The organism is Nonomuraea sp. NPDC050536 (assembly GCF_044457685.1).
Lineage (GTDB): Bacteria > Actinomycetota > Actinomycetes > Streptosporangiales > Streptosporangiaceae > Nonomuraea.
Window position 1 is genome coordinate 1,375,584 of sequence record NZ_JBITHD010000001.1, and the last position, 24,052, is coordinate 1,399,635.

At 71.7% G+C, this 24,052-nt stretch carries 22 protein-coding genes and 1 tRNA gene; 9 read left to right on the forward strand and 14 right to left on the reverse strand.

Features of this window, described 5'->3' with window-relative positions; genetic code table 11:
* Positions 1-26 precede the first annotated feature (26 nt).
* Complete coding sequence (locus ACIBHX_RS06665; RefSeq protein WP_397064878.1) at positions 27-497, forward strand: Lrp/AsnC family transcriptional regulator; 471 nt, start codon at positions 27-29, stop codon at positions 495-497.
* A gap of 19 nt (positions 498-516) precedes the next feature.
* On the opposite strand, the gene ACIBHX_RS06670 is transcribed toward ACIBHX_RS06665, so the two are convergent.
* Entirely contained in the window at positions 517-801 is a 285-nt protein-coding gene (locus tag ACIBHX_RS06670; protein ID WP_397064880.1) for a luciferase family protein, read from the reverse strand.
* A gap of 251 nt (positions 802-1,052) precedes the next feature.
* On the opposite strand from ACIBHX_RS06670, the gene ACIBHX_RS06675 reads away from it, so the two are divergent.
* From ACIBHX_RS06675 to ACIBHX_RS06690, 4 genes are all read left to right on the forward strand, one after another.
* The gene (locus ACIBHX_RS06675) at positions 1,053-3,512 is read left to right on the forward strand and encodes a hypothetical protein (protein ID WP_397064881.1); all 2,460 of its coding nucleotides are present in this window, start codon (positions 1,053-1,055) and stop codon (positions 3,510-3,512) included.
* Between the two features lie 48 nt (positions 3,513-3,560).
* Positions 3,561-4,145 (forward strand): helix-turn-helix domain-containing protein, encoded by a 585-nt coding sequence (locus ACIBHX_RS06680; RefSeq protein WP_397064883.1) that lies wholly within the window; start codon positions 3,561-3,563, stop codon positions 4,143-4,145.
* A gap of 123 nt (positions 4,146-4,268) precedes the next feature.
* Positions 4,269-5,315 carry a phosphate ABC transporter substrate-binding protein PstS gene (gene pstS / locus ACIBHX_RS06685; RefSeq protein WP_397064885.1) on the forward strand — a complete coding sequence of 349 codons (1,047 nt, stop codon included), beginning with the start codon at positions 4,269-4,271 and terminating at the stop codon, positions 5,313-5,315.
* Positions 5,316-5,457: 142 nt separating this feature from the next.
* On the forward strand, positions 5,458-7,290 hold the full coding sequence (locus ACIBHX_RS06690; RefSeq protein ID WP_397064887.1) for a glycoside hydrolase family 15 protein: 1,833 nt from the start codon (positions 5,458-5,460) through the stop codon (positions 7,288-7,290).
* 9 nt (positions 7,291-7,299) lie between these two features.
* Here the strand turns inward: ACIBHX_RS06690 and selB are convergent, their stop codons facing one another.
* The 10 genes from selB to ACIBHX_RS06740 all read right to left on the reverse strand — a co-directional run bounded on the left by selB (position 7,300) and on the right by ACIBHX_RS06740 (position 18,338).
* The gene (selB, locus tag ACIBHX_RS06695) at positions 7,300-9,033 is read right to left on the reverse strand and encodes a selenocysteine-specific translation elongation factor (RefSeq protein ID WP_397064889.1); all 1,734 of its coding nucleotides are present in this window, start codon (positions 9,031-9,033) and stop codon (positions 7,300-7,302) included.
* The gene (gene selA, locus ACIBHX_RS06700) at positions 9,024-10,280 is read right to left on the reverse strand and encodes an L-seryl-tRNA(Sec) selenium transferase (RefSeq protein ID WP_397064891.1); all 1,257 of its coding nucleotides are present in this window, start codon (positions 10,278-10,280) and stop codon (positions 9,024-9,026) included. The genes selB and selA overlap by 10 nt, the downstream gene beginning before the upstream one ends.
* Positions 10,281-10,299: 19 nt before the next feature.
* Positions 10,300-10,391: transfer RNA gene (locus ACIBHX_RS06705), tRNA-Sec, on the reverse strand.
* Between the two features lie 100 nt (positions 10,392-10,491).
* The gene (locus ACIBHX_RS06710; RefSeq protein WP_397064893.1) at positions 10,492-11,316 is read right to left on the reverse strand and encodes a radical SAM protein; all 825 of its coding nucleotides are present in this window, start codon (positions 11,314-11,316) and stop codon (positions 10,492-10,494) included.
* Entirely contained in the window at positions 11,313-11,882 is a 570-nt protein-coding gene (locus tag ACIBHX_RS06715) for a carboxymuconolactone decarboxylase family protein (protein WP_397064895.1), read from the reverse strand. The genes ACIBHX_RS06710 and ACIBHX_RS06715 overlap by 4 nt, the downstream gene beginning before the upstream one ends.
* A 147-nt stretch (positions 11,883-12,029) precedes the next feature.
* Positions 12,030-12,392 (reverse strand): hypothetical protein, encoded by a 363-nt coding sequence (locus tag ACIBHX_RS06720; RefSeq protein ID WP_397064897.1) that lies wholly within the window; start codon positions 12,390-12,392, stop codon positions 12,030-12,032.
* Complete coding sequence (locus ACIBHX_RS06725; protein ID WP_397064899.1) at positions 12,389-12,901, reverse strand: TQO small subunit DoxD; 513 nt, start codon at positions 12,899-12,901, stop codon at positions 12,389-12,391. The genes ACIBHX_RS06720 and ACIBHX_RS06725 overlap by 4 nt, the downstream gene beginning before the upstream one ends.
* A 104-nt stretch (positions 12,902-13,005) precedes the next feature.
* On the reverse strand, positions 13,006-16,515 hold the full coding sequence (locus ACIBHX_RS06730; protein WP_397064901.1) for a protein kinase: 3,510 nt from the start codon (positions 16,513-16,515) through the stop codon (positions 13,006-13,008).
* Between the two features lie 72 nt (positions 16,516-16,587).
* Entirely contained in the window at positions 16,588-17,244 is a 657-nt protein-coding gene (locus tag ACIBHX_RS06735; protein WP_397064903.1) for a response regulator, read from the reverse strand.
* Entirely contained in the window at positions 17,241-18,338 is a 1,098-nt protein-coding gene (locus ACIBHX_RS06740; protein ID WP_397064905.1) for a sensor histidine kinase, read from the reverse strand. The genes ACIBHX_RS06735 and ACIBHX_RS06740 overlap by 4 nt, the downstream gene beginning before the upstream one ends.
* A 174-nt stretch (positions 18,339-18,512) precedes the next feature.
* Here ACIBHX_RS06740 and ACIBHX_RS06745 point away from each other — a divergent pair, with 174 nt between their 5' ends.
* Both ACIBHX_RS06745 and ACIBHX_RS06750 read left to right on the forward strand, forming a co-directional pair.
* The gene (locus ACIBHX_RS06745) at positions 18,513-19,412 is read left to right on the forward strand and encodes an ABC transporter ATP-binding protein (protein ID WP_397064907.1); all 900 of its coding nucleotides are present in this window, start codon (positions 18,513-18,515) and stop codon (positions 19,410-19,412) included.
* The gene (locus ACIBHX_RS06750) at positions 19,409-20,200 is read left to right on the forward strand and encodes a hypothetical protein (protein WP_397064909.1); all 792 of its coding nucleotides are present in this window, start codon (positions 19,409-19,411) and stop codon (positions 20,198-20,200) included. Before ACIBHX_RS06745 ends, ACIBHX_RS06750 begins: the two co-directional genes overlap by 4 nt.
* A gap of 25 nt (positions 20,201-20,225) precedes the next feature.
* On the opposite strand, the gene ACIBHX_RS06755 is transcribed toward ACIBHX_RS06750, so the two are convergent.
* Positions 20,226-21,008, reverse strand: a complete 783-nt coding sequence (locus ACIBHX_RS06755; protein WP_397064911.1) for a lysostaphin resistance A-like protein — start codon at positions 21,006-21,008, stop codon at positions 20,226-20,228.
* Between the two features lie 125 nt (positions 21,009-21,133).
* Here ACIBHX_RS06755 and ACIBHX_RS06760 point away from each other — a divergent pair, with 125 nt between their 5' ends.
* Together ACIBHX_RS06760 and ACIBHX_RS06765 are read left to right on the forward strand one after the other, a co-directional pair.
* Positions 21,134-22,258, forward strand: coding sequence for a sensor histidine kinase (locus ACIBHX_RS06760; protein WP_397064913.1), 1,125 nt, complete (start codon positions 21,134-21,136; stop codon positions 22,256-22,258).
* On the forward strand, positions 22,255-22,899 hold the full coding sequence (locus tag ACIBHX_RS06765; protein WP_397064915.1) for a response regulator: 645 nt from the start codon (positions 22,255-22,257) through the stop codon (positions 22,897-22,899). The genes ACIBHX_RS06760 and ACIBHX_RS06765 overlap by 4 nt, the downstream gene beginning before the upstream one ends.
* Before the next feature lie 86 nt (positions 22,900-22,985).
* Here ACIBHX_RS06765 and ACIBHX_RS06770 read toward each other — a convergent pair whose 3' ends face one another.
* Both ACIBHX_RS06770 and ACIBHX_RS06775 read right to left on the reverse strand, forming a co-directional pair.
* Complete coding sequence (locus ACIBHX_RS06770) at positions 22,986-23,447, reverse strand: peroxiredoxin family protein (RefSeq protein WP_397064916.1); 462 nt, start codon at positions 23,445-23,447, stop codon at positions 22,986-22,988.
* A gap of 37 nt (positions 23,448-23,484) precedes the next feature.
* On the reverse strand, positions 23,485-24,042 hold the full coding sequence (locus ACIBHX_RS06775; RefSeq protein ID WP_397064918.1) for an RNA polymerase sigma factor: 558 nt from the start codon (positions 24,040-24,042) through the stop codon (positions 23,485-23,487).
* Positions 24,043-24,052: the final 10 nt, after the last annotated feature.

Below are 24,052 nucleotides of genomic sequence, written 5' to 3' on the forward strand. Positions count from 1 at the left end.
GGTTCGCCGACACGAGGAGTTCTCCCATGCCCGACATCGATGATCTCGACCACCGGATCCTGTCGCTGCTGCGCCACGACGGGCGCAGGACGTTCTCCGAGATGGCCGGGGAGATCGGGCTGTCGGTGGCGGCGGTCAAGCGGCGCGTTGACCGGCTCAAGGAGCTCGGCGTGATCACCGGCTTCACCGTGGAGATCGACTATGCCAAGCTCGGCTGGGGGATCGAGGCCTTCACCGAGCTGCGGTACGCGGGCACGACGCCCGTCAGCGAGATCGTCAGGACGGCCACCGAGGTGCCGGAGGTGCAGGCGGTCTTCACCATCGCCGGCGATCCTGACGCGCTGATCCGGGTCAGGGTGCGGGACCTGGATCACCTGCAGCAGGTCATCGACCACCTGCGCAGGACGGGCAACGTCACGGGCACCAAGACGCTCATGGTCCTGGGCTCCTGGACGCGGGACGCCCGCTCCCGCCTCCGCCCCGGGCACCCGTCGTGACCGGCTCGGATCGTGTAGGTCAGGTGGTGTTGGCCTTGATGGCGACGCTGGTCAGGCTCAACAGGAGATCGAGGTCGGGCTCGGCCTCGATCTTCATCGCCACCCACGCCTTGTCGGCGCAGGCGCTGACCTGGCCGGAGGCCTCCAGCTGCGGCTGGAGCCGGTCGATGGCCGGGATGGTGAGCCTGAGCTGGGCGCGGTCGTCGCCGGCCAGGCGCAGGATCTCGGTGCCGTCGACGGAGAAGGTGACGCCCCCGCGCCTGTCGTGTGCCGCGAGCGCGGGCCAGGAACGCAGCTCCGTCACGGCCCGAGCCGCATAGGGCCCCTTGTGTGCGCGGGGGCGGCGTTTGAGGGATATCCCTGTCACGGTCCCATCGTGGTACACCGGTCGGTCACCGGCCACCGTTCGTTCTTCAACCGTTACCCGAAACGACGGCCGGCCTGGGTCTCGACTGCTCGCGAGGTCGATATCGGCCGGGTCCGAAATATCACCTTATTCATTGACGAAGGAGCCTTGCCAAGTTACGGTCGGGGCCAAAATCAATGGAGGTGCCCATGCGGATTCCGTTAGCCCTCGCCCTGGTCCTCGCGCTGCTCGCCGTACCGGCGATCCCGGCACAGGCCGCGGACCTGAAGATCGTGAACGGCGGGTTCGGCCAGGGTCTCACCGGCTGGGCCGACTCGCACAGCCCGGGGGGCGCTGCGGCCGTCACCTGGCAGGGCCGGACCAGCGCGCGGATCGCCGATGCCGACGCCAAGGCCTACGGCCTGGAGAGCACGCCGGGCCTGGCCGCCACCGCGAACACCCGCTACGTGGTCTTCGCCAAGGTCTGGGTGGACACGGGGAGCGCCGACCTCTACGTCCGCTTCCGCGGCTCGTCCGGGCAGTTGCTGGGCAGCGGCAGCACCCACGTCGCGGGACCCACCGGCGGATGGGCGGACGTCCAGGCCGCCGGGACCGCGCCTACCGGGACGACGGCGGTGTCGGCGCTCGTCTACTCCGGCGTCGCCAACCAGGGCACGGCCTACTGGGACGACATCCTGATCTCCAAGGCCGACACGGACCTCGGCGTACAGCTGCAGAGCTCGGTGCCGAACGCCACCACGTTCGCCGGCGGCCAGGTGTACGGCCTGTACACCGGCACCGCCGAGACCAACCCGCAGCTGGCCGCCATCGACGTGGCCACCGAGACGGTGACGAAGAAGATCACGATCCCCGACACGGCGAGCTCGCCCACCGTGGGCGGCTGGGCCGCGACCACGGCCACCGACGGCACCGTCTACCTGGGCACCTATCCCAACTCCAAGCTCTACAGCTACGTCCCCGGCCAGTCGGCGGTGACCGATCTGGGCAGGGCCGAGGGCGGCTACTCCGTCATCTTCGGCCTCGCGCCGGGCGCCAACGGCAAGATCTACGGCGGCAGCTACAACGGCGGCCAGTACTTCAAGTACGACAACGGGAAGATCAGCTCGATCGCGGCCCCGGTGTGGGGGACCGTGGAGTACGTGCGCAGCATCGCGCACGACCCCGTCGCCAATGCCAGCTACCTGGGCGTCGGCACCAACGCCGCGCTCATCAGGTTCGACAACGTGACCGGCGACCGCTCCGACCTGCTGCCCCCGGCGTACGCGGTCAACTCCATGGTCGGCGGCGTCACCTGGACCGGCGGGCGGCTGTTCGCCTGGGTCGACCGTACGCTGCTCGTGCTCGACGTGATCAAGAACGCCGACGGCACCTACCGGTCCGCCGTCGACGCCACGATCACCGACGTCGACCTGCACATCTCCGACGCCCGCGACGGCAAGGTGTGGTTCGTCAGGGACGGCTACCTGTGCTCCTACGACCTGGCCGCCAAGACCTGGCAGCAGACCACCGTCCAGCCCGGCCTCGACGTCACCGCCTACGGCTGGGTCGGCGACACGCTCGTCGGCCTCGGCGCCTCCCAGGACGGCACCAAGATCTTCAAGTACGCGCCCGCGACCGGCCAGGCGACCACCCACCTCGTGCCGAACACCCCGGTGCTGCCCGCGGCGATCAACGCGCTGGGCGCGGGACCCGACGGCAGGATCTACACCGGCGGCTACCTGACCGGCGGCACCGGCGTCTACGACCCGCTGCGCGGCGACGCCGACGACACCGCGCCTGACACGCCCACCCTCGCCGGCCTCACCCAGACCGACAGCCTGAAGACCATCAACGGCAAGCTCTACTTCGGCACCTACCCCTCGGCCAGGCTCTACGAGTACGACCCGGCCGGCCCGTGGCCACCCACGAAGCTCTATGAGGGCGGCCACGCCGGCGACAAGGCCGACGACTGCGCCAACGGCGACGACCCGCCCCCGCAGGACCGCCCCTACGCCCTGGCGGGCTCGCCCGACGGCACGATCTACCTGGGTACGGTCCCCAAGTACGGCAAGCGCAGCGGCGCGCTCAACATCTGGAACCCCGGCGCAGGCGGCAGGACCCTGTGCGTGGTGCGCGACCAGGCCGTGGTCTCGCTCGCCTACGCCGGCGGCAAGGTCTACGGCGGCACCTCGACCCGGGGCGCGCTCGGCGTCACCCCGGTCCTGGAGCCCGGCGCCTCGGCCGCGCTGTTCGACTACGACCCCGTCAAGGACGCGGTGACGCCGCACCCGCTGCCCGCCGCCATCACCAACCGCCAGGCCATCACGGCCGTCGCCGAGGTGGACGGCAAGATCTGGGGCTTCGCCGAGGGCTGGCTGTTCGTGTACGACCCGGCCTCGGACACGTGGCCCACGGTGAAGAAGCTGTTCACCGTCGACTACACGCAGGACACGGCGCGCGCCTGGCGCGACGCGAACCTGGTGACGATCAAGCAGGACCCCGCCAGTGTCTACGGCTCGATCGGCGACCAGCTCTTCAAGATCGACAAGGCGACCAAGGCGATGACCGTGCTGCTGACGGCCGCCGGCATGGACGGCCTGGCCACGGACTCCTTCGGCAACCTCTACTACAAGATCGGCGAACGCCTGCACCGCTTCACCACGTCCTGAGGCCGCGTGGAGGAAGCTCATGGCAATGTAGTTTGCTAGATTGGCAAGGTGGGCGACGACTTCGAGCAGGTGCTGACGGCGGTCGGGCCGCGGCTGCGGGCGCTGCGCATGGCCGCCGGAACCACGCTGAACGAGCTGAGCGAGACGACCGGCATCTCCGTCAGCACCCTGTCGCGGCTGGAGTCGGGCCTGCGCAAGCCGACGCTGGAACTGCTGCTGCCCCTGGCCAGGGCGTACGGCGTGCCGCTCGACGAGCTGGTCGACGCGCCGGAGACCGGGGACCCGCGGGTGCACCTGCGCCCCGTGCGGCACCACGGCAGGACGGTGATCCCGCTGGCCCGGCGGCTCGGCGGCATCCAGGCGTACAAGATGATCATCCCGCAGGAGTCCGTCGGCGAGCTGCGCGTGCACGAGGGCTACGAGTGGCTCTACGTGATGTCAGGCCGGCTGCGCCTGCTGCTGGCCGACAAGGAGGTCGTGCTCACGCCCGGCGAGGCGGCCGAGTTCGACACCCGCGTCCCGCACGCCTTCACCAGCGCCGACCCGCAGCCGGTCGAGCTCCTGACGCTGTTCGGCAGCCAGGGCGAACGCATGCACGTCCGCGCCCGCCCGACCGGCAGGTCAGGCGATTGAAGCCGTCTGACCGGAGGGCCGGGGCGCCATGCGGGGGGCTTGACCGGTTGGCGACCGTTCCTTCGTGTCCGCTTTGCCGGTAGATGCAGGAAGTCATCAGCGTGCGTCCATAGCGTCTGAGATGTGGGAAACGCGACTGCGGTCGGCGCGGCTGCCCTGCTGGCGGCGGTCGCGCTGGCCGCGTGCGGCGAGGAGCAGAGCGTGAGCTCGTTGCCGGGACAGGCGGCGACGATCGTGGGCGCGGGTTCGACGGCACAGGTCAGCGCGATCGACGCCTGGCGGGCGGGGTTCACCAGGATCGTCCCGGGGGCGAACATCATCTATCATCCCGTCGGATCGGGTGAAGGCGTGCGCACCTTCATCCGTGGCCATGCCGCGTTCGCCGGCTCCGACTACGTGATGAACGCCGAGCAGCGGGTGCAGGCCGACAGGCGCTGCGGCAGCCGGGCGCTGCATCTGCCGATGGTGGTGGGACCCATCGCGGTGATCTACCACCTGATGGACGTGCCCGACCTGAAGCTCTCGCCCACCACTCTCACCGGCATCTTCAGCGGGAAGATCACCAAGTGGGACGACCACGCGATCGCCCGTGAGAACCCGGGCGCCGACCTGCCCCACGTGGGCATCCGGGCCTTCCACCGCTCCGACGACTCCGGGACCAGCAAGAACCTGACCAGCTTCCTCAGCCAGGTGGGCGGCTGGCCGTACCAGCCCTCGATGACGTGGCTCGCGCCCGGCGGCGAGGGCGTGAGGGGGTCGCCCGAGATGACCGACGCGGTGAAGACCACCGACGACTCGATCGGCTACGTGGAGTACGGCTACGCCAGCGGCGCCCAGCTGCACCTGGCCAGGGTGCAGAACGCCGCGGGCGAGTACGTCACGCTGACGCCGGAGAGCGCGAGCCAGGCCCTGGTCGGCGCCACGGTCGTCGGCGTGGGCGGGGACCTGGCGATCAAGCTCGATCCCACGGTCAAGCAGCCGGGAGCGTACCCGATCGTGCTTGTCACCTATGAGATCGCCTGCGCCAAGGGCTCGCAACCGCTGCTGCGCGGCTTCCTGGACTACGCCGCCAGCAACGCGGGCCAGTCCAACCTGTCGCTTCTCGGCTACGCCCCGCTGCCGCCCGAGCTGATCGCCAGGGTACGCGCGTCGCTGGCGGGCATGAGGTGATGAGCCGGACGCCATGGGGTGCGATGACGTTACGGGAGCGCCTGATAGCGGCAAGCTAAAATGCCTGAAAGGGGGCATTCCGGACTTTTGGCTAAGAGCTGCAGGTCGGCGGCGTGCCCTCTGGCGGCTGAAAGGGGCTCCGGTGAGCACACGACCGATCAGCGACTACGCCTTGCTGGGGGACTGCCGGTCAGCGGCCCTGGTGACCTCCGACGGCTCGGTGGACTGGCTCTGCGTGCCGCGCTTCGACAGCCCGTCGATCTTCGGCCGGCTGCTCGACGAGGATGCCGGGTACTGGTCGATCCGTCCCTCACGGCCTGGCAAGGCCACCCGCAGATACCTGGACGACACCCTGGTGCTGGAGACCACCTTCCACGGTCCGGACGGGACCGTGGTGGTGCTCGACGCTCTCGCGCTCGGCCGGCGGGAACGCGGGCACGCGCTGGGCGCGTCCTCGCCGGGTGTCCTCCTCCGCCTGGTGACCTGCGTCGAGGGGCAGGTGCCGGTGGAAGTGGTGTACGCGCCACGCCCCGAGTTCGGCCTGGTCCAGCCACTGATGCAACAGGTCGACGGCGCCCTCGTCGCGCACGGCGGCGCCAACCTCCTCACCCTGTCGACCCCCGTCGACCTGCGGGTGAGTGGTTCGGTGGCGGACACCACGGTCACGCTGCGAGCCGGGCAACGCCTCGGCTTCGCCCTGGAGTCCAGCTGGGCCTGGGGTGCCGAACCGTCACGCCGGCAACCGCACCGCATCCGCCGCCGCATCGAGGACACCGCGGCGGGGTGGCGTTCCTGGTCCAAGCTGCACGCGCGCTACCAGGGGCCCTGGCAGGACCTGGTCGGCCAGAGCGGGCGGGTCCTGCGGGCGCTGACGTACGCGCCCACCGGCGCCATCGTCGCCGCCGTCACCACCTCGCTACCCGAGAACGTCGGCGGGGAGCGGAACTGGGACTATCGCTACACCTGGATCCGCGACACCAGCTTCACCCTGCAAGCGCTGTCCACCGCCGCGTGCGAGATGGAAGAGACCGAGTTCTTCGCCTTCCTCGCCCGCGCCTCGGCCACCCGGCTCGACCTCGGCATGGACCTGCAGATCATGTACGGCGTGGGCGGCGAGCGCGACCTGAGTGAACGGTCGCTGCCCCACCTGTCCGGCTGGCGGGGCAGCGCTCCCGTGCGCGTCGGCAACGACGCCTGGCAGCAGCGCCAGGCGGACGTGTACGGCGAGCTGCTCGACGCGGCCCACCAGATCTACCGCGACGCCGGCCACCTCGACCCGCTCGTCCGTACCTTCCTGGTAGGAGTGGCCGAGACGGCCGCCCGCCGCTGGCAGGAACCGGACCAGAGCCTGTGGGAGATACGGGGTCCCAGCCGGCACTTCCTGCATTCCAAGCTCATGTGCTGGGTGGGCCTGGACCGGGCCATCGCCCTCGCCTCCCTGCTGGGGGCCACCGACCGGGTCGCCGACTGGACGCGTACGCGCGACGAGATCCGGGCCGCGATCCTGGAGCACGGCTGGAACGAGCAGGTCGGCGCGTTCACCCAGACCTTCACCGGCACAGACCTGGACGCCGCCGCGCTGGTGATGCCCCTGGTCGGGTTCCTCCCGGGCGACGATCCCCGGGTGCGGGCCACCGTGGACGCCGTCGCCGCGCAGCTGACCGACGCCCGCGGCCTGGTGCACCGGTACCACGCCGCCGACGGGCTGGAAGGCCGGGAGGGCACGTTCCTCCTGTGCACCTTCTGGCTCGCCCACGCCCTTGCCCTGACGGGTGAGGACTTCCTCGCCAAGCAGGTGTTCCAGACCGCGGCGTCGTGCGCCAACGACGTGGGCCTGCTGGCCGAGGAGGTCGACTCCATCACCGGGGAGCCCATCGGGAACTTCCCCCAGGCCTTCAGCCACATCGGCCTGATCAACGCCGCCCGGGCCATCCGCGACGCGCCACAGGTCGTATCCACCGGCCCTGCCCACTGACGAAGCCTGTCATCGGGTGATGCGCCGCTCGCCGTCGACGCGGCGGGTCAGGCCTTCCCGATCGAGATGCTCCAGCAGCGGTACGGCCACGCGGCGCGTGGTGCCGAGAGCGCGGCGGGCGTCGCTCACCGTGAAAGGCCGGCGCAGCTGGGCGAGTACGCCTCGCGCCTGGACGTCGGCGCCCGGCGCGAGCACGAGGTGCTCGCCGATCCGCAGCAGCAATCCCGCTCGCACGGCCGCCGCGAGTGCCTCGGTGTCGAGCCCGAGCTCGCGCAGCCGCGCGGAATCCGGCGACCGGTACGGCGCCGCCGACAGGTCGGCCAGCACCTGTTCGACCGCCGCAAGCACGGGCCCCGGCAGGGTGGCTCCTGGTGGCAGGATGCGTCCCGCGCGGACCTGGAGCGGCGGCCGGACGAGCGCTTCGACCAGACGCTTTTCCGGCAGGTCCAGCGCGGCCCGCGCCTCTTCGAGGGAGATTCCCGCGCGCAGCGGGTGGCGTCCGGCGTAGTTCGCGACCTGAGCGGTGAGGCGTTCGGCCAGCTGAGCCCAGCGCGCGGGGTCGGCGAGCCATTCCCCTGCGACGGCGGCCACGTCGGTCACGACGCCCATCGCGGCCAGCTCGGAACGGCGCATCAGGCCGTGGCGGCGCAGGAGATCGCCCGCGGTCGGTGTTCCGGTGGCCAGTTCGGCCGCCCGGGCGGCCGCCGCGCCTCTGCGGACCAGAGAGGGAGGCCGGACGTCGAGCACGTCGACCCGGATGATGCCGTCGGCGCGTAGCAGCCCGCGGTCACCGATCCGCAGTGGCAACGCCCGCGCCAGGGTCAGGCGGGCGAGGTCGCCGCCGAGGACGCGTACGCGAGCGGCGACGGCCGCGGACCCGATGTGGAACACCGCCTCGGCGCCCGATCTCCGCCGGGAGTCCATCCGGGGGCCGGCGAGCCGTACGTCCAGGATGTCAGTGAACAACCACGCCCCCGGCGTGAGCAGCGTCATGCCACGCGCCGCCTGGTCTCGCTCGACTCCGCGGAGGTTGACCGCGACCCTCGCCACAGCCGGTATCGCGTCCGCCGCCTCGTTCATGCTCTGCAGTCCGCGCACCCGCACGCGGCGGGCATCCAGCAGCAACTCATCCCCTGCCCGGAGCGTGCCCGCGGTGAGGGTGCCGGTGACCACGGTTCCGGCACCGCGAACGGTGAACGCCCGGTCGATCCACAGCCGGACGGCCGCGCCGGTTTCCGGTGGGGCCGCTGTCCCGGTGAGCCGGTCCAGGGCCGCGACCAGGTCGGGCAGCCCCGCTCCCGTGCGGCCGCTGACGACGACCTCGGGGACGTGGGCGAGCGCCGTACCGGCCAGCCGGTCCCTGGCCTGCCGCAGCGCGGGCCCGGGGTCGGCCAGGTCCGCACGGGTGACGACGAGCACTCCGCGCGACACGCCCAGCGCGTCGAGGGCCGCCAGGTGTTCGGCGGACTGGGCCCGCCACCCCTCGTCGGCGGCCACGACGAACATCACCGCCGGGGCCGGCCCCACGCCCGCGAGCATGTTGGTGACGAAGCGCTCGTGGCCGGGGACGTCCACGAAGGCCAGCCGCCGCCCCGAGGGGAGGGTGGCCCAGGCGAAGCCCAGGTCGATGGTCATTCCGCGGCGGCGCTCCTCCGCCCACCGGTCCGGCTCCATCCCGGTGAGCGCCCGGACGAGGGTGGACTTGCCGTGGTCGACGTGCCCGGCGGTGGCGATCACGTGCATGCCAGCACCGCCGCTGCGAGATCGTCGTCCTGATCCGCGGGGACCGAGCGCAGATCGAGCAGGAGCCGGCCGCCGGTGACCCGGCCGACGACCGCCGGGTCACCACTTCGCAGCGGCAGCCCCAACCGCTCGGGCAGCACCAGAGCCACGCTGGGCAGCCGGTGGCCCGGCGCGCCCCCGCCGCCCACCACGGCGAAGGAGTTCACCACGGCGCAGCCGAGCCGTTCGGCCAGCCGATGTGCCCGCAGTTCGAGGGCTTCCATGCTCTGGTGCAGCGCCAGCCGCGTCGGCGATTCCGCGCGCAACGACGCTCCGAGTGCTGCCAGCGTCAGCTTGTCGACCCGCAGGGCACGGGCCATCGGGTGCCTGCGCAGCCGGTCGATCAGGTCCGAGCGACCGAGGATCAGCCCGGCCTGGGGGCCGCCGAGCAGCTTGTCCCCGCTGGCCGTCACCAACGCGGCACCCGCCCGCAGCGCGCTGCGCGCGTCCGGTTCGGCGGGCAGCGACGGCTCCGGCTCGAGCAGTCCTGAACCGATGTCCGCGATGACCGGCGCCGGCAGGCCGCTCAGCTGCGCCACCGAGGCTGCCGCGGTGAAGCCCTCGATCCGGAAGTTGGACGGGTGGACCTTCAGGACGAAAGCGGTGTCCGGGCCGATCGCGTCGCTGTAGTCGCGGGCGGTGGTGCGATTCGTGGTGCCCACCTCGCGCAGCCGTGCGCCGGTGGACTGGAGCAGGTCGGGCAGGCGGAAGCCGTCGCCGATCTCCACCAGCTCGCCTCGGCTGATGACGATCTCCCGTCCCGCGGCCAGAGCGGTCGCGGCCAGCAGCAGCGCGGCGGCGTTGTTGTTGACGACGTGCACGTCTTCGGCGTCGGGTACGGCTGCCGCCAGTACGGCGAGCGTCGCGCGTCCCCGCCGCGCCCGCTCGCCGGTGACCAGGTCGAACTCCACGTCGGTGCATCCTGCGGCGGCGGCCAGCGCGTCGACGGCGGCGGCGGAGAGCGGCGCGCGGCCCAGATTGGTGTGCACGAGCACCCCGGTCGCGTTGATCACCTTCCTGGACCCGGCGAGCGCCGACAGCGTGGCCGCCACCACGTCCTCCGGCGCGATCTCTCCAGCCCGGGCCCGCTGCTGCGCGGCGATCACGACGGCCTTGACGATGGTACGGCTCGCACCTCCGGCGGCCTGTGCGATACGGGGATCCCCGAGCAGGGCGTCGGTTGGCGGGATACGGCGTCGAGGATCCATGCTCATCGTCCTCGCCGAGCGGAGGCGCACGGGAATCGAACCCGCCGACGGCGCGGCGCGCCGTCCACCGGTTTTGAAGACCAGGGCGCCCACCAGGACACATGCGCCTCCGATCGGGGAGCATACGCCATCGCGCAGGAGGAGTTCGGCTCCCGCGCTTCGCCCGCGGCGGTGGTCGATAGTGCCCGACCGGACACTGGAGGGTTCACGCTCAACGGATGTTCAAGGTGACGTCGTCGCCCGGCGGGCGGTTCTCCACCAGGCCGAGCAGCGCCGTGGCGGGCACGCTCAGCGGCCGGGTGGTCCTGGTGATGAGCAGGTCGGTGTCGAGCAGTCCGCCGTGGACAGTGGGGCCGAAGGGGCTCCAGAAAGCCCCGTCCGCGGTGATGGTCAACTCGGCGGGGAGGTCGTACTGACCCGCGGTGACGCCGAGGTCGTGGTCGACCGCGCGACCCCGGTGGACGATCGGCCGGATGATGTGATCCTCGTCGGGGACGCCGAGCGCGCGGTGCAGGGCGCAGAGCCGGTCGAGCTCAGCGTCCTCGATCGACTCGACCGTGGTCGCGATGCGCACCCTGACGCCGCGCTCGACCAGGCGGGGCACGGCGTCCACGACCTTGCGGAAGTTCTCAGGTCCGCGCATCTCGTCGTTGGCGTCGGGGTCGGGCCGGTCGAGGGAGATCTGCATGGCCACCCGGCCGCCGCGGATCGGCTCCAGCCGCTCCAGCCGCTTGGGCGTGAACAGCGTGCCGTTGGTGAGCACCAGCACCGGCAGCTGTTCGGCCATCTCCGCCAGCGCCTCGGGCAGCCACATCAGCAGGAACGGTTCGCCGCCGGTGACCCCGAGGTCGGTGAAGCCCAGCTCGGCGGCCTCTCCGGCGATCTCCACCATGCGCTCGTGGCCGAGCTCGCGGCGTGGGACGCCGGGCGCCGACTCGGTCAGGCAGTAGACGCAGGCCAGGTTGCAGTGGTAGTTGGCATACAGCCAGACCCGGCCGGGTAGCTTTCCGGTGGCGACGGCTTCGGCGATGGTCACAGGAACTCCTCGGCCGCCAGGCGGGCCAGGGTGGCCTCGCTGGTGGGCAGCTCGAGCGCGGTGGCGAACCTGTTGAGCATCAGCGTCGCCCCGGCCAGCATGGTGAGCTCCACGATCTCGTGGTCCTCGAAGTGCTCGAAGAGCGCGTCGCGGACCTCACGGGCAACCGGGCCCTTCGCCGCCGCGACGGCGTCGGACCAGGCCACGACGGCCCGTTCGGCGGGGTCGTGGAAGACCTCGGCGTAGTCGAGTTCGCCGCGCAGCGCGCGCACCTCGGTCCGATTCAGGCCCGCGTCGAGGGCGACAGGCGTGTGGGTTTGCACGCAGTAGCGGCATTGGGCGCGGGCGGACACCCGGACGATGACGAGTTCCTTGGTCCGCCACGGCAGGGCGGACGGACCGAGCGCCGTGCCGATGAACGGCAGCGCGACCTCCAGCAGCTCGGGCACCTGCGCCAGCGACGAGACCAGCGAGCCTGGATCTCCCTGCGCGTAGTAGCGCCGCGCGAGCAGGGGCGCCTGGGCGGCGTCCAGTAGCCGCACGGCGTTCTCCCTGGTCCGCGGCATGCCAGGTAGCCTCCGGATCATCCGAATCCGTTTTCACCATCAGCCTTGCAGCGCACACCATCACCCGCCATCCAGGCAGGGCCATAATCCTGTAAGGAGTCTCCGCAGCCGCCCACGGTCCGATCCTCTAAACCTGATGCGCCGGACTCACCCACGCCCAGGCCGGGCGGCGGCGGACAGCGGCTCCGGCCCGCCGTACAGGCCAAGCGCGAGCAGGCCCGCGCCCAGGCCGAGCCACAGCGACACCGTCGAACCTGTCCCGCCCAGCCAGTGCGCGCCCACACCCAGCTCCACCAGCTGCACCAGTGCGGCCAGCAGGTAGATCAGCCCCACTACCGCCACGAGCCGTGCACGACCGAGCCGCGAGACGACGATCGCCAGCACGCCGAGCACCACCGCGACGATCGCCGTCCGCCAGGTCATCGAGACGAACTGCCAGCGGGCGTTGCTCACCAGCACGAGCACCGCGCTCACCAAGGAGACGATGCCCAGAACCATGGCCGCTTTCATGACACCCTCGCCAGTAGACGGGACACCGGATCCGACCCCCGCGACCACACCGCCCGCAGCACGCCGTCCACGCCCCAGTAACGACCTGCCGCGGTACCGAAGATGACGAGGTGGGCCAGCAGCATCAGGAAATAGGTCCAATGCCACTCATGCGGTGCGTTCAGCGAGGACAAGGTGATCGCCAACGTCTGCGCGACACCGATCAGCGCCCAGAGCCGGGTGGCGAGCCCCACCAGCAGGAACGCCCCCAGCCCCGCCTCCACCAGCAGGGTCAGCCAGCCGAAGAACACGAAGTTGGGCAGCACCAGCGTCTTCACGAACCAGGCCCACGGCGCCAGCACCGGATACTCGACCGCGTACCCGGTGAACAGAAACAGACCGGACTTCGTCCCCCGGCCGAAGTCGGGCGGCAGCTTCCACGCCACGTTCTGGATCCACAGCAGGCCGATGGCGATGCGGAGGATCGCCAGGCAGGCAGGGCCCGCCCGGGGCAACTGCGCGTCCATCATGAGCACCTCTCCCTCGACCTCAGCAAATCACGCGCAGTGAGCGGGAACCTTACGGAACGCGAACGCCCACCCGAGATTTGGTGCTGGTCAGAGAAAGCAGCGACCTATGCGCAGACCTCCACGGCGGGGAGGTCGGGCACGGTGGCCGTCCATTCCTGCTCGGTGAGGGGCCGCCAGGGGCGGTGGCACAGCGCGTCGGCCACCGCGGAAGGCGCGACGGGGTGCTCGTGGCGCCCGCCGAGATCGTCGTAGGTGATCAGCCGGGCGCCGTCCCTGGTGAAGGCCGCCAGCTGGACCCTGCCCCGGTCGGCGGGAAGCGCACCGATCGGCCGGCCGAGCGCCAGGTCGTAGAGGCGGACCCGGCCGTCGGAGCCCACCACGCCGGCCAGGTCCTCCGCTGTTGAGACGGCCAGGCCGCTGGGAGCGCCCGACGGCCCCTGGATGACCACCCTGGGCGAGCCCTGCCGATCCCAGACGGTGAGCCGCCCGTGGTTGTCGGTGGTCACCAGCTCCCCGGACCGGGTGAAGGCGCCATGGACCAGTTTGGTCACCCGGCCCGTGCCGCTGAAGCCGGAACCCACGGTCCTGCCGGTAGCCGCGTCCAGCAGCGCGGGCTCATCGGCCAGCAGCGCGAGCCGGGTCCCGTCGCGGTTGAAGTACACCTCGGTCAGGCCGCGCGTCTTGACCGACCACAGGGCGCGGCCAGCCCGCCAGTCCCACAGCTGGAGCACGGCCTTGGACGAGTCGTCCGAGGTCTGGACGATCACCGCGACCTTGCTGCCGTCGGGGCTGAAGCCCCGCACCCAGGCCTCGCTGTCGGCGCTCACCGTGAGCCGCTTGATCTCCTTCCTGGTCGTGGCGTCGTGGATCCGCAGCCTGGCAGTGTTCCTGACGTCGTCGGGCCCGTTCTGGGAGATCTCGAAGGTGCCCAGTGCGATCTGCTTGCCGTCGGGGCTGAAATCGGCGCCGGTGAAGGAGAACGTCTCCTCGGACCCGCCGTGCAGCAGCAGGGCGCTGTGGCCGCCGCTGTCCAGGTAGGCGTCGTCGGCCGAGTCCGCACCGCGGAGAACCACAGTCCGTGCGCCGTCGGGGCTGACCGTCAGCGGGGTGATCTCGGAATGGGCGGGTGCGGACAGCGCCGACACGTCCAGGGAGAACACGCGGTCCTCGCTCAGGTAGCGCAGCACCTTCCCACCGGGGTCGAATCTCGGCTGAGGCGACATGGACTCGGCCGCCGACTCGGCGGAATCCGCGGAGGCCGCCATGGTGAGCGAGACCAGGAGCACCCCGCCACCCCAGACCTGGATCTGCTTCTCGGTCGCCGAGGCCAGCAACCGCTCGTCCGGGCTGAACACCACCCGGCCCTTGTTCCACTGGTGCGGGCCGGCGTCGACCACCGTGCCGCTCATGAACGGGTCCTTGCCGCTCAGCCCGAGCCGCCCCTGCGGCAGCACCTCGAGCACCATGCCCTTCCTGGTCACCGCCAGCGGATCGGGGCAGTACGCGCACGACTCCTGAACGGGCCTGGTCCCGGTGAGCTTCATGCTGGGCAGCGCGAACCTCCCGATCGTGGCGTTGCCTCGGTAGTGCATGTAGACGGCGGACCCGTCGGGAGTCATCGCGCCGTTCCAGTAACCGCCCATCGGTGTGGTCTGGCCGGTCCGCAGGTCCCAGAGCGTGAAGTCGTTGTCCAACTGCAGCACCACGTAGCGATCGACGGTGCCGAACCTGACGGCCACCAGGTCGCTCTGATCGCCCGCGATCGGCTTGCGCAGCGGCCAGACCCGGCTCGACCTGCCCGTCTTCACCTCCCAGGTGTGAGCCTCCCGGCTCGTCAGCACCACCAGCACCGTGCCCGACGGGCTCAGCGCCACGTCCAGCGGCGACCCCTTGACCTGCAGCTTCACCGTGCCGGACTGGCGCCCGGTCACGACGTCCCAGAAGCGGGCCTCGCCGCCGCTGACGCTGACCAGGGTCCGGCCGTCGGAGCTGAGCGTGCGGATCGTGCCTGGATCGGTGGACGGGTCGTGGAACATGGTGGTCTCGCGCTGGGCGAGGGAGTCGTTCATCGCCTTGCGCGTCTCCGGGGTCGGATCCAGCCGCCAGGCCGCCACGCTGAGCAGGGCGCCCAGGCGGGGGTCCGTGGCCCTGACGGATCCGGCCGCCGCCGCGATCCTGGCCGCCTCCGAGACGCGGAACCGGTCGTTGGCCACCTTGCCCTGCCAGACCGCCACCCCGGTCGCCGCCAGCGCGACCACCAGCAACGCCGCCAGAGTCACCGACACCAGCCGGTTCCTGCGCGCCCTGCGCCGGCCGAGCGCCGCGCCCGCGTCGAGGAAGTCGCGTTCCACTCTGGCCAGCGTGATGTCCCGCCGGGCGGTCGCCGCCCAATGCAGGGCGTGCTCCAGTGACCGGCCCGAGTACACGTCGCCGTCGCGCCTGCCGCCGTCGTCCCAGCGGCGCGCCGCGCTCAGGATGTCGCGGTGGGCGGCCAGGCCGTCCCTGTTCGTCTCGATCCAGCGGCGGAACCGCGGCCACGCGTGCGGTAACGCGGGCCTGGCCAGCCGTACCTCCTCGCCGCTGATCTCCAGCAGGTAGCCGAACACCCGCAGCACGCCCTCGGCCTCGGCGAACTCGCTCAGCCTGGCCCGCCGTACGGTGATGTCGCCCTCGTCGTCGACCGTGACCAGCCGCAGGAACACCTGCGCCGCCAGCTCGCGGTCGGCGGGGCCGAGCAGGCCGTACGCCTCCTCGGCCAGCGGGCCGAGCCCGGGATCGTGCCCCTGTGTGTTCAGGTGCGAGGCGCGGCTGCCCTCCTCGAGCAGGCGCGCGGTGTCGAGATGCCCGTCGCCGCTGATGAGCGCCAGCAGCAGGGCGCGCGCGGTGGGACGGCTCAGCGGGTCCTTGCGCAGCGCGGCGTGCACCAGCGGGCGCAGCGACTCCGGCAGGATGGTCAGGTCCGGTTCGACCGACATCACCTGGTGCATGACCGCGCCGAGCGTCTCGGCCTTGAACGGGTCCCTGCCGGTCGCGGCGAACAGCACGATCCCGCCCCACGCGAACACGTCCGCCGGCGCCCCGGCCCGCTCGCCGGTGAACACCTCCGGCGCCATGTACGTGGGCGTCCCGGAGATCAGGCCGGTCGCGGTCAGCGACATCTCCAGCGTCCGCGCCAGCCCGAAGTCGATCACCCGCGGCCCGTCGGGGCCCAGCAGCACGTTGTCCGGCTTCATGTCGCGGTGGATCACGCCCGCGTCGTGGATCGCGGTCAGCGCGGTCGCGACGCCGGTCGCCAGGCGGTGCAGCTCGCCGCCGTCGAAGACCCTGCCCTCCCGTACGGCCTGCCCCAGGCTGGGCCCCTCGACGTACTCGCTGACCAGATACGGCCGGGGACCGGTCAGATCGGCATCGATCAGCCCCGCCGTACAGAAGGAGGAGATCCGCCGGGCCGCGATCACCTCACGCTCGAGCAGCCCCACGTCGGCGCCGTGCAACATCTTGATCGCCACCCGGCGCCCGGCCGCGTCGTAGCCCTCGTACACGACCCCCTGGCCACCCGCGCCCAACCGCCCGGCCAGCCAGTACCCACCGATCCGCGCCGGATCACCCGTCACAAGAGTCACAGGACCTTGGATGTACGGCAAGCCGACAATGTTCGCATATGTGTCGTATCGAGGTGCGGAGCCTCAGCCGGATGGGGCGACCAGGCCGGCGTCGTAGGCGATGATGACCAGCTGGACACGGTCGCGGGCGTCGAGCTTGGTGAGCAGGTTGGCGACGTGCGCCTTGGCGGTGGCGGGGCTGATGTGCAGGCAGGCGGCGATCTCGGCGTTGGACAGGCCGCGCCCGACGAGCGTGAGGACCTCGCGTTCCCGAGCCGTGATGCGCGCCGGCTCGCGCGGCCGGGCGGCGGGGGAGGGGCGGGCGGCGAAATCGGCGATGAGGCGGCGGGTGACGCCGGGCGCGAGCAGCGCGTCACCCGCGGCCACCACATGGACGGCCGACAGGATGTCCTCCAGGGCCATGTCCTTGACCAGGAACCCGCTGGCCCCGGCGCGCAGCGAGGCGTAGACGTTGTCGTCCTCGTCGAACGTGGTCAGCATGATCACCCGGGTGGCGGGGGATTCGGCGGTGACGGCCTGGGTGGCCTCGATGCCGTCCATGCCGGGCATGCGGATGTCCATGACCACCACGTCGGGACACAGCTGCCTGGCCATCTGGATCGCCTGGGCTCCGGTCCCCGCCTCTCCCACGACCTCGACGCCCGGGTCGGCGTCGATGACCATGCGCAGGCCTGCCCGGATCAGCGGCTGGTCGTCGGCGAGCACGACGCGGATCGTCATGTCGCCTCCAGCGGCAGGCGCACGGCGACGCGGAAGCCGCCCTCGGCGCGCGGTCCGGCGGAGAAGTCGCCGTTCAGCAGGGCGACCCGCTCGCGCATCCCGGCGATGCCGTGCCCGCCTCCCTCGAAGGCGGCGCCGGGTCCGTCGTCGACGACGTCGATGCTGAGCTCCTGGCTGCCGTAGCCGATGGAGACCCGGCAGTGGCCGGTGCCCGCGTGGCGCACCACGTTGGTGACCGACTCCTGGATGATCCGGAAGGCGGACCTGTCGACGGCCGAGGGCAGGGGACGCGGGCGCCCGTGCCTGCGCACGTCGACGCGGACGCCGGCGGCCGCGGTCGTCTCGGCCAGCCGGTCCACGTCCGCCAGACCCTCCAAGGACGGGCCTGGCGGCTCGCGGAGCACGCCGAGCAGGTGCCGCAGCCCCTTCAGCGTCTCCCTGCTGGTGGTCTCGATGGCGCTCAGCGCCTCGCGTGCCTGCTCCGGCCGGTTGTCGATGACCCGGGCGCCAGCGCCCGCCTGGAAGGCGATGACGCCGATGCTGTGCGCGACCATGTCGTGGACCTCGCGGGAGATGCGCAGCCTCTCCGCCGTGACGGCGTGGGCACGCAGCGCCTCGCCGTACTCGCGCCGCTGGCGGATCGCGGTGCCGGCCGTCCAGGCGACCAGGACGCCCAGCCCGAGCAGGACCGACAGCGCGAGGAAGGCCGGCGCCGAGAGGCGGTGCCCCTCGCGCAGCAGCTCCACCTGCCAGGCCGCCTCCTGCACGGTCAGCGCGGCGGCCGCCGCGGCCAGGCCCGCCCGCCGCGACCGGAAGGCCGTGACGCAGCAGACCAGGACGTCGGCCGCGAGGAAGATCGGCCAGACTCCCGCGGCGGGCCGCGCCAGCACCGTGGCCGCGACCAGCTCGGCCAGCAGCACCGCGAGCACCGGCAGCGGCCGTCGCCCGGCCCACGCCAGGGGAAGCGCCACGGCGATCGCGAAGGCCCCGTGGACCGCCCCCACCGGCAGGAAGCTCTCGCCATCCGCCGGCGTCACGGCATACAGCGGCGGTACGGCTGCCGCCACCGCGCACCAGGTGAGCAGCCTCCGCACATGACGAGGCAGCCGCGACCAAAGGGGCGGTCTGGGCGTTTTGTCGGGCACCCGTCGATCGTAGTGACCCGCCTCCGCACCCGGCATCGGCCTGCGGGCCTACGCCCCGAGGCCAGGCAGGACTGGCCCGCGGCCGGCTGTGGCAGGCCCCTGACCTACGGCAGCGTTGCCGGCGTGATCGAAGTCAACGGACTGACCAAACGCTACGGCGACGTCCTGGCCGTGAACGACATGACGTTCACCGTACGGCCGGGGCACGTCACGGGCTTCCTCGGCCCCAACGGCGCCGGCAAGAGCACCACCCTGCGCATGATCCTCGGACTGAACCGCCCGACCAGCGGCACCGCCACCGTCGACGGTCTGCCCTTCACCCGCCACAAGGCGGGGTTGCGCCACGTCGGCGCCCTGCTCGACGTGGGCCACGTCCACGGCGGCCGCACCGCCACCGCCCACCTGTGGGCGCTGGCCCGCGGCAACGGCCTGCCCCGCCGCCGGGTGGCCGAGGTGCTTGAGGAGGTCGGGCTGGCCGCGGTGGCGCGCCGGCGCATCGGCGGGTTCTCCCTCGGCATGCGCCAGCGGCTCGGCATCGCCGCCGCCCTGCTGGGCGATCCGCCCGTGCTGCTGTTCGACGAGCCGATCAACGGCCTGGACCCCGAGGGCGTCCGCTGGGTACGCGGCCTGTTCCTCCGCCTGGCCGCCGAAGGACGCACCGTGCTGGTGTCCAGCCACCTGATGAGCGAGATGGAGAACACCGCCGACCGCCTCGTCGTCATCGGCCGCGGCGAGCTGATCGCCGACGAGAGCCTGGCTTCGTTCGCCGCCCGCGGCACCGGCGCGGGTGTCACCGTGCGCACGGCCGACCCCGTCGAGCTGGCCGCCGTCCTCAGTTCGGAGGGCGCCGACGTGCGGCTTGACGGCGACTGCCTGACCGTGAGCGGGCTGAGCGCCGCCCGCATCGGCGAGCTCGCCCACCAGCGGCGGATCATGCTGTACGAGCTGGCGCCCCGCACCGCCTCGCTGGAACAGGCGTTCATGGAGCTGACCGCCGGCTACCTGCTCGGAGACCCGCGATGACCCGCTTCCGCGACGTGCTCGCCGCCGAGTGGATCAAGCTCTGGTCCCTGCGCTCGACCTCCTGGCTGCTGGGCCTCGGCACGCTGGCCATCGTCGCGTTCGCCGCCCAGCGCAGCCTCGACGCCTACAACGGCTGGCCGGGATTCCCCCCGATGGAGAAGGCCAGGTTCAGCCCGCTCAACGAGGCGTTCAGCGGCTTCGCCGCCGCCCTGCTCATGATCGGCGCCGGCAGCGTGGGCGCCCTGACGGTCGTCGGCGAGTACGCCACCGGGCTCATCGGCACCACCTTCATCGCCGTCCCCGCCCGCCACCGCGTCGCCGCGGCCAAGCTCACCGTCGTGGCCGCCGTCATGCTGGCGACCGGCGCGCTCATCTCGGCGGGCACGTTCGCCGTCAGCCAGGCCATCATGTCCGGTCGCGGCGTCACGGTCTCCCTCGGCGACCCCGGCGTCCTGCGGGTCCTGGCCGCCAACGCGCTGCTCGCCCCGGTCTCGGCGCTGGCCGGCATGGGGATCGGCGCCCTGGTACGGCACACCGCGGCCGCCGTGGTCACGGTCTGCTTCGCGCTGGTCGTCGCGCCCACGTTCTTCAAACCGACCGTCCACCAGTGGCTCAACGACGTCTACGCGCTGGTCCCCCTCTACGTCTGGCGCACCTGCCTGGGCCTGCCCGAGCTCCGCCCCGACCCCGCCCTGCCCACGGTGGCCGGCTCGTGGATCACCTTCGCGCTCTGGCCCCTCGCCGCCGCCGTCCTGACCCTGATCGTCCTGCGCCGCCGCGACGTCTGACCTGCTATGCACCCCGAGCCCGCGATCACGAGGTCTGGGGTCGCGGGCTCGGTGCTCGGCGGGTCCTGACGAGGAAGAGCGACGCGGCCACCGTGGTGGTGGCGGCCAGGATGACGAGTTGCACGCCGTAGTGGACGGGCTGGGTGGGGAGCAGGCCGTACCCGATGTGGTAGCCGGTGTGGAAGCCGATCGCCGCCCACAGGGCGCCGGTGCGGGAGCGGGCGGCGCCGCAGGCCAGGCCGAGCGTGGTGGCCTGCACGACGTACAGGAGATTCTCCGCGAAGCCTTGGGCGGGACTCTGGGACAGCAGATGGAGGGAGCCGAAGGCCAGCGAGGTGACCGCGAGGACCACCCGCGGCGACAGGCGCTCAGAAAGGGTGTCGAAGAGGTGGCCACGGAACCAGAGCTCCTCGGGGAAGGCCTGGCCGAGGACGATGAACGCGATGGCGAGCGGCAGCAGGAGCAGCTGGGACAGGTCGATACCAGGCGCCCAGGTGGTCACACCGAGCGCTACCGAGAGGGCGTTGGCTCCGACGGTCGCGGCCATGGCGGCGCCGACGCCGAGGAGCGCCTGGGGTAGCGCCCACCGGGAGCGGGTGAGGCGCAGGCCTTGCCAGGGGCGGTGGGCGAGGTAGCGCCTGACCAGCCAGACGAGCAGGACGGCCAGGGACGTGACCCCGAGGACCACCAGCGGCTGCCGCAGCGGGCTGGTGCGCTCGAACAGGAGCGAGGCGGGCAGGCTGCCGCCGAAGACTGACGCGAACAGCCCGGCGATCGTGACGAGCACAGATGTCAACGTGGATTTCATACCCGGGAACGCTAGGAAGATCGCCCCGCACGCACATCGAGCCCGGGATAGAACTCGGCATGACCAAAGTCAGGGTGACCCGAGCGGGATGTCTCCGACGTGAAGATCGCCGTAGTGTGCCGGGCATGGCCCTCCTGCGCGATCCCGACCGCCCGGTGCTGTTCGACGTGGTCTTCTGGGTCGTGTTCGCGGCCACCGCGGTCGACGGTTTTACCAGGGAGAAGCTGCCGATCTTCACCGTGGCGTTCGCGGTCGACCTGGTGCTCCTCGCGGCGCTCTGGTTGCTGCTGCCCTGGAACCCGGCCGCGGGCCGGCGCAAGCTGCTCGCCCCGGCGTTCCTGCTGGCCGCGATCGCGCTGGGGATGACCGGGTCGGCGGGGACGCACCTGCCGATCGTCCTGATCTGCTTCGCCAACCTGGCCTTCCTGTACGGCATGCGGCTAGCGGCCACGGTCCTCGGGGTCGTCTTCGTAGCCGGCTTCCTGCTCACGGCGATGCTGCCGGGCCGTGGATGGGCCGATGCCGTGGTGCAGATGGCGGTCGGCGTGACCTTCGCGGCGTTCGTGCTCGGCATGGCCTCGGCGGTGCTGGAGGCGCGCCGCCGCCGCGAGGAGGCGCAGGGCCTGCTCGAGCGCGTCCGCGAGCTGGCCGTGGCCGAGGAGCGCGCCCGCATGGCCAGGGACATGCACGACTCGATCGGTCACCACCTGACCGTGATCAAGGTGGGCCTGGAGAACGCCGAGCGCTTCCGCGACCTGCGCCCCGCCGACGCCTGGGACGAGGTACGGCAGGCCAAGCAGCTCACCGCGGAAGCCCTGGCCGAGGCGAGACGCTGGGTCAGGGCGCTGCGCCCGCTGGCGCTGGACGGGCACGTCGGCAGCGCCGCGCTGGAACGGCTGGCGGGCTCGTTCGACGGCACGGGGATGCAGGTCAGCTTCGAGGTGGAGGGCACGGAGCGCCGCCTCGACCCGGACGCCGAGCTGGTCCTGTACCGGACGCTGCAGGAGGGACTGACCAACGCGTTGCGCCACGCCGGGGCATCCCGTGTGCACGGCAGGCTCACCTTCGACCGCGACAGTGTGGTGCTGGTGGTCGGCGACGACGGCGGAGGCTCGGCCGCAGGCATGCCGGGCTTCGGGCTGGCCTCGCTGGACGAGCGGGCCAGGGCGCTGGGCGGCGCCGTACATGCCGGAAATGCCGAAGGGGGCGGGTTCGAGGTGCGGGCCAAGCTGCCGGTGGCGCGGTCATGATCCGGGTGCTGCTGGTGGACGACCAGATCCTGATGCGGCAGGGGCTGCGCAAGCTGCTGGAGATCGAGGACGGGATCGAGGTGGCCGGCGAGGCGGCCGACGGGCGCGAGGCGTTGCGGCAGGTGCCCGCGTGCCGGCCGGACGTGGCGCTGGTCGACGCCAGGATGCCGGGAATGGATGGAGTGGAGCTGATCACCCGGTTGACGGCGGAGCACCCCGAGGTGGCGGCGATCGTCCTCAGCACGTTCGACGAGGACGAGTACATCTTCGGCGCGCTGCGCGCAGGCGCCCGCGGATACCTGCTCAAGGACTGCTCGCCGCAGGAGCTGGTCGACGCCATCGGCAAGGCGCACCGGGGCGAGGTCGTACTCGACACACCGGTCGCCGCGCGGCTGGTGGCCGACGTGCGGCGCGGCCGGCCGGCCCCGGGCGGCGACCGGCTGTCGGCGCGCGAGCAGGAGGTCGCCCGGCTGGTCGCCGCCGGAGCGTCCAACAGGGAGATCGCCGCCCGCCTGTTCATCACCGAGGGCACGGTGAAGAACCACGTCTCGAGCATCCTGCGCAAGCTCGGCCTACGCGACAGGACCCGCCTCGCGCTCCACCTCTCCGCGCACCACCTCTCCTCGCACCACGGAGACTGAACCGCGCAGGACCTGCTCCAGACCGGCCTCGAACTGCTCATCCCAGCCGCGGGCGGCCTGGAAGCGGTCCAGGGCCGCGCGCGAGTTCACGCGTGGGTGCGCAGGCCTTCGATGGCCGCGGCGATCCCCTTCTTGTCGTAGGCGCCGGTGGGCATGGTGGCGCCGTGGGCGTGGCGGACGATGCCTCCGGAATCGACGAGGATGCTGCCCGACTGCTGCATGGAGCCGAAGACCTTCCTGCTCAGGCCGATCATCTCGTGCGGGGTGCCGCCGACGAGGACGGTGAACGGGACCTGACGCTTGGCCTTCCACGCGGCCGCTTCCTGGCGGTCCTCAGGGACCGCGACGAGCACCTGGACGTTGTCGGCCGCGAGCTCGTCGCGGCGCCTGACGAGGTCGCGAACGTGCCCGTTGCAGACCGGGCACGTGGTCGACCGCATGAAGAAGACCAGCACGGCATGACGGCCCCGGTAGTCGGACAAGCGGACGGCCTGGCCATCCGTGTCCTCGAGCACCACTTCGGGCACGCGCGATCCGATTTCGAGCATGGCGAAACTCCCCCTCGAACTTGGTGTGAAAAACAGGTCAGGCGCTGATGGTTTCGGGATCATGCGGGGCTTCGGCGGGGCCCAGGCTGAGCCGTACCGCGCTACGGGCCCGGTGGAGCTGGGACTTCATCGCGGCGTTGGTCAAGCCGAGCGTCTCCGCGACCGTCCGTCCCGGATAGCCCAGGACATCCCGCATGATCAGCACTCTGCGCTGAACCGCCGGCAGCTCCCTGATGGCCTGTGCGACGAGCTCGGCTTCCAGGCGCCGGATGACCTCGTCCTCCGCCGACGTCACCAGACCGGCGCCGTCCTCGTTAGGGCGGTCGAACAGCAGCCGGGTGCGGCGTAGACACTCGTTCCTGACGATTCTGAACATCCACGAGGCCAGAGCGCCGGTGGCGCGCAGGGTGCCGATCTTCCGGTAGAGGATGATCAGCGCCTCCTGGGCGGCGTCTTCTGCGTCCTGCGGGGACGCGCAAAGCTGGTGCGCGAAGCGCCGGACGTGCGAATGGGCGCCGTCCAGCACCGCGGTGATCGACTCGCGGTCACCGGCCTGCGCGGCCTCGATGAGCTGCGTGCTCGCCCAATCAGCCATGTCCACGTCC